This window comes from Vibrio sp. 1401, from assembly GCF_033340295.1.
Map to the genome: position 1 here is coordinate 1 of NZ_JAWOWF010000623.1, position 578 is coordinate 578.

The following is a 578-nucleotide window of genomic DNA, read 5'->3' on the forward strand; positions in this document are numbered from 1 at the left end:
CCTAAATCTCAAATCTACCGTGTTCCGACCAAAACGAATGACATCCCAGGTGCGTTAGATGCCGCTAACTCACTGTTGGTTCAATATCCAAAGGTTAAGCAATGGCTGATTGTTGGTATGAACGACAACACGGTTTTAGGTGGTGTACGCGCGACTGAAGGCCAAGGTTTTGCCGCTGAAAACGTGATTGGTATTGGTATTAATGGTGTCGATGCCGTGAATGAGTTGGCGAAGTCAAACGCTACGGGTTTCTTTGGCTCACTATTGCCAAGCCCTGACGTGCACGGCGTTAAGAGCATCGAATCACTGTACAAATGGGTGAAAGAAGATGTGCAGCCAGAGAAGTTTGTGGAAGTCACCGATGTTGTGCTGATCACTCGCGACAACTTCCGTGAAGAGCTACAGAAAAAAGGTCTTTAAGCCTATTTGCGGCGGTGCAATGACCGCCGCTCTTTCGGGAAACGGAGAGAATGATCATGATAAATTCCCCCTCTTACATTGAGTTTTGCAACATATCGAAGCATTTCCCAGGAGTTAAGGCATTGAGCAACATTAGTTTTCGCGCCAACAAAGGCAGT

1 pseudogene is annotated in these 578 nt (G+C 46.9%); it reads left to right on the forward strand.

The annotated features are described in order from the left end of the window. Positions 1-420, forward strand: a pseudogene (locus R7Z77_RS27210) (arabinose ABC transporter substrate-binding protein); the annotation flags it as partial. Positions 421-578: the final 158 nt, after the last annotated feature.